This is a genomic window from Methylotuvimicrobium sp. (assembly GCF_050611805.1).
GTDB lineage: Bacteria > Pseudomonadota > Gammaproteobacteria > Methylococcales > Methylomonadaceae > Methylotuvimicrobium.
The window spans coordinates 1-4,051 of record NZ_JBNGHF010000105.1 but is presented as its reverse complement, the minus strand read 5'-3'; the positions used below and the strand labels follow the sequence as shown (position 1 = coordinate 4,051).

At 49.4% G+C, this 4,051-nt stretch carries 6 protein-coding genes; 5 read left to right on the top strand and 1 reads right to left on the bottom strand.

Annotation, left to right across the window (positions count from 1 at the left end; all coding sequences use genetic code 11):
* Positions 1-186 precede the first annotated feature (186 nt).
* Positions 187-693 (bottom strand): phage integrase N-terminal SAM-like domain-containing protein, encoded by a 507-nt coding sequence (locus ACRJJO_RS21820; protein WP_431067664.1) that lies wholly within the window; start codon positions 691-693, stop codon positions 187-189.
* 235 nt (positions 694-928) lie between these two features.
* On the opposite strand from ACRJJO_RS21820, the gene ACRJJO_RS21815 reads away from it, so the two are divergent.
* From ACRJJO_RS21815 to ACRJJO_RS21795, 5 genes are all read left to right on the top strand, one after another.
* Positions 929-1,327, top strand: a complete 399-nt coding sequence (locus ACRJJO_RS21815) for a hypothetical protein (RefSeq protein ID WP_431067663.1) — start codon at positions 929-931, stop codon at positions 1,325-1,327.
* A gap of 176 nt (positions 1,328-1,503) precedes the next feature.
* Entirely contained in the window at positions 1,504-2,250 is a 747-nt protein-coding gene (locus tag ACRJJO_RS21810; RefSeq protein ID WP_431067662.1) for an enhanced serine sensitivity protein SseB C-terminal domain-containing protein, read from the top strand.
* Between the two features lie 101 nt (positions 2,251-2,351).
* Complete coding sequence (ycaC, locus tag ACRJJO_RS21805; protein ID WP_431067661.1) at positions 2,352-2,990, top strand: isochorismate family cysteine hydrolase YcaC; 639 nt, start codon at positions 2,352-2,354, stop codon at positions 2,988-2,990.
* Positions 2,991-3,053: 63 nt separating this feature from the next.
* Complete coding sequence (locus ACRJJO_RS21800; RefSeq protein ID WP_431067660.1) at positions 3,054-3,377, top strand: DUF6572 domain-containing protein; 324 nt, start codon at positions 3,054-3,056, stop codon at positions 3,375-3,377.
* 436 nt (positions 3,378-3,813) lie between these two features.
* A complete protein-coding gene (locus ACRJJO_RS21795) occupies positions 3,814-4,002 on the top strand; it encodes a hypothetical protein (RefSeq protein ID WP_431067659.1) in 189 nt (62 codons plus the stop codon).
* Positions 4,003-4,051 lie beyond the last annotated feature (49 nt).

Below are 4,051 nucleotides of genomic sequence, written 5' to 3'. Positions count from 1 at the left end.
ACATTAGCGTTCATTAATTTTCAACTCATGCGACAACTACGTTGACATTTACCGCGACTGGGAAACAGCAACACCGGATTGCGGTGCACTTGCCAAAAGCGGCGCAGTAAAATTAATGTCGTTTCCGGCAGCGGTACCAAACGGTCCTTGTTGCCTTTGGCATCCCGAATATGGACACGCTGTCGCTCAGCATCGAAGCTTCCGCTCCTGCTCACGCCCCTTACCTACATCCATGTAGGTAATATCGCCTACCTGAAGCCGCAAGCCTTCACCGAGCCGCAAGCCCAGACTATAGAGCGTGAAAAAGAACACCCGGTAACATACCGAACGGGTTACCATAAACAAACGCTGCGCCTCGGCAACCGTGACGATATCCGGCAAGCGCTGACCCTTCGGCGGCTTGATCAAATCCAAATGCGCCCAAGGCTTGCGCAGCACATGTTGATAATAGAACTTGAGCCCGTAGAGATCCAGCTTCACGGAACTCCAAGAATGGGATGCCAGCAAATCGGAGAAATACTTGAGCAATTGCGCTTCGGATAAATCATGGATTTGTCCATCGAAATACGCGCCGATGCGCCGAATGGCCCGGGAATAGGCCTCGACCGTCTTCGGCTGAAGCCCTTTGAGTTTCAGGTGTTTGAAATGAGTTTGATAGTTTTGCTTGAAATCGAACGCGGATGATGCTGTCATAGCTGTGTAACCTCATGATTCGTCGTGGAATTTTCCCTCTTATGAGGGCGTGAGGTTACATTTTATCGTCAATCAAGCCACGGTTCTTTTAACCGCGTTAGCGGCTTCGTCCAACACGTCGCTCAAAGGGACGCTCCGCTTCGCTGCGCGCCCCTAAGCTTGGCGTTATGCATACGGCAAAATTATATGACATCGCAGAAACCATCAAAAATTGCTATAGATCACGATGACTATCATGCTAAACATATTGGTCGTACAAAATCGGGCGATCAATTTTTTTTACGACCCCCTTCGAACCTGCTATCTCGGGCAAGGAAGGATGGAATATGTAGCGCTGTTTATATTTGATGAAGATGGAAATCTCAAGGAATCAAAAGTTGATAGCTTTGGCCCAAGAGATAGCCTAAATGTTGAAGCATGTAAAAAGTTTTATTTGTCTCGGCTGGAGGAGTTAGGGGACGTCAAATTCTGCCGCATTGAGGTTAAACCATTCTCCGTAAATAAGTTCGGCGTAGATTTCGGGCTCATTCCTAGAGAGCCAGAGGACGAGGAGGATGAATGGGCAGTTGAGTTGCTCCCCGGCAACTACATGGCTTTCTTTGAGCCATGGGATAGCGGCGAGTATGACACGTAATACAAGCAACCCAGCTCGCATTAACCGCAAAAAACGCGCTTAATGCTGGACTCGCTACACGCTGTTTCGCTCGCCGCTGGTTGCGGCGTTAGCGTGGCAACAAAGTGGACAAACTCTTAGCCGCATTTGTGCTCTTCTTGATCCCGGTAATGGCCTGTGGGAGCGGAACCGACAACATGACAGAACTCGATGCAGCCTTTGAGGCAGCAACAAAGAATCCAGAGAAGCAATCGGCATACTACGATCTATTTCTGAACTCCGAGATATACATACCGACACATGACGTTCCATCGCAAGATCGTCGTAGACGTGCCGTCGAAAATGAAACGATTTCACCCGTCATTGTGGCGTCCGAAGGTAAGTCTTATCTGATGCTGTTCGATAACAGGGAGCGCTTAGTCGCTTGGGCAAAACGTGAAATCGGATTCACTGCGATACTGGGACACGTCATCGTCGAAATGATGAATCCAGATATCCATTGGGCCCTTAATGTGGGAACAGATCATGTAAAGGTATTTGTTCCAGAAGAAATCAGATGGTTGAAAGAATCGGTTTTTAGGTCGAAACAAGCATCACTTTCCAAAGGCACAACGGTACTGGTCGGTGCCCCGCCGAAAATTCCAGCCGGATTGATCGAAGCCATGACCCGTAATCTTGAACGAAACTCAGAAGTAGCCGAGGCTTACCTAGGACAAGTTCACTATGTGAAAGAAGGCGAGGTACCGCATCTTGCGTTAGTCCTTCGAACCAGCGCATCGCCTCCCTCCGTGATTGACGCAATTCGTAAAGACCTGGCAACGGCAAGCCGAGGCTACTTGGTCAAAGATCAATATATCGATATTTTCGTTGATGATGGGAAGGGTGTGGGGGCCGAAGTCACGAAATCAGTTAAGCCGTTCTATGTGCGGAAAACCGGACGCTAACAACCGCTTCCACGGGCGGCGGCGCTATCGCGCCTCCTCGGCTGAACTAGGCGTTCGGCAAAGAAAACAATCAACATCAACCCATAACCAAAGGAAACACCATGAAGACTGAATTCCAATATAACCGCCTGAACAAGGAAGATGCGGCTGTTTTGCTCGTCGATCACCAATCCGGCCTAACAAATCTCGTTCAAGATTTCTCACCGGACGATTTCAAGAACAACGTCCTTGCGCTGGCGGACGCTGCCAAGTATTTCGACCTCCCTACAATCTTGACGACCAGTTTCGAGGACGGTCCGAACGGCCCCTTGGTTCCGGAGCTAAAAGAACTGTTCCCCGACGCCCCATACATCGCACGCCCCGGCCAAATTAATGCTTGGGACAACGATGACTTCGTAAAGGCGATCAAGGACACAGGGAAGAAGCAGTTGATCATTGCAGGAATTGTGACTGAGGTCTGTGTGGCATTTCCAGCGTTGTCTGCTCGCGAGGAAGGTTTTGAGGTTTTCATTGTCACCGATGCGTCAGGAACATTCAACAAGACCACGCGGGACGCCGCATGGGCGCGAATGGAAGCGGCTGGATGCCAGCTTATGACTTGGTTCGGGGCGGCTTGCGAACTACACCGCGACTGGCGAAACGACGTCGAGGGGCTTGGTGCTCTGTTTTCGAATCACTTGCCATCGTATCGCTGCCTCATCACCAGTTACATGGCTGGGCAGAACGCATCGAAACGATAAGCCGTATAAGGCGCTGGAGGCAATGGGCTACGCCCGTGCCTCAGTATTGACGTTAGATTTAAAATGAGCATCGAGGACGCTCAAGTAATTGACATCATCAGTTCCGCTCCAGACGGCAATTCGGTTACTTTGACCGTAACGGACCATCTTGAATGGGGGAACAGTGAGCACTTGATCAAGATTCAGGATAAATTGAATACTTATCTTTCATTTATGGAAAGCGGTGAGATTTACAATTCATATCCCAAAGCAAAAGGAAAAGAACTAAAACTTGAAGTGGTATGTAAATACGAACCAGACGAGGAAGGAAAGAAGTTATTAGCTTTGTGCGAAGAGGTAATATCAAATGCAGGTTTTTCATTCGAGTATCGAGTCCACGAAATCTAACACGTCGCTCAAAGGGACGCTCCGCTTCGCTACGCGCCCCTTTGCTCTGCGTTAGACATCCGAACATGGTCCTCTCCAGATCGAGACGTCTCCTGATTGTGGCTATGACGGTCGAGCTGCTGTGGTTACTTTCCACCCGTTTTGATCCATTTACCGAGGTGGCAAGCTTGAGCGCTCCCAACGGAGTGATGTGGGCTCGAGCTTTTTACGCGGCAATGTTGCTAATTCAGGTAAGCGCCGCGGGCTGCTATTTCCGGCGGGCAGCCGGACCTACGCGCTTCTGAGCGAGTTTTTGCCTGTGTCATTCTTGCTTGGGCCAGCGCGGCGTCACTTGCTTGCGCGCTTTATGTCTTGGCGCCAATTCTGAGGTACCAATAACGGATGTCTAACACGGCGCTCAACAAGGGACGCTTGAAGCGAAGCTGCTCGCCTTGCCATGCTGGCGAAGCAATATCCAGAGATTGTAAAAGTTACAGGCAAGGTGGTTTTTTCTGCTGAAGATGATGAAGACCGTCTGAGCGGTACATCTTGGACGCTGGAAGAAGAAATATTCGATCAAATCAGTGAATCTGGTTTTAAGACTCATTTGATTGAGTTGCTTGATATTTTCATTCAGCACCGGTAAATGTCAACGTAGTTGTCGCATGAGTTGAAAATTAATGAACGCTAATGTC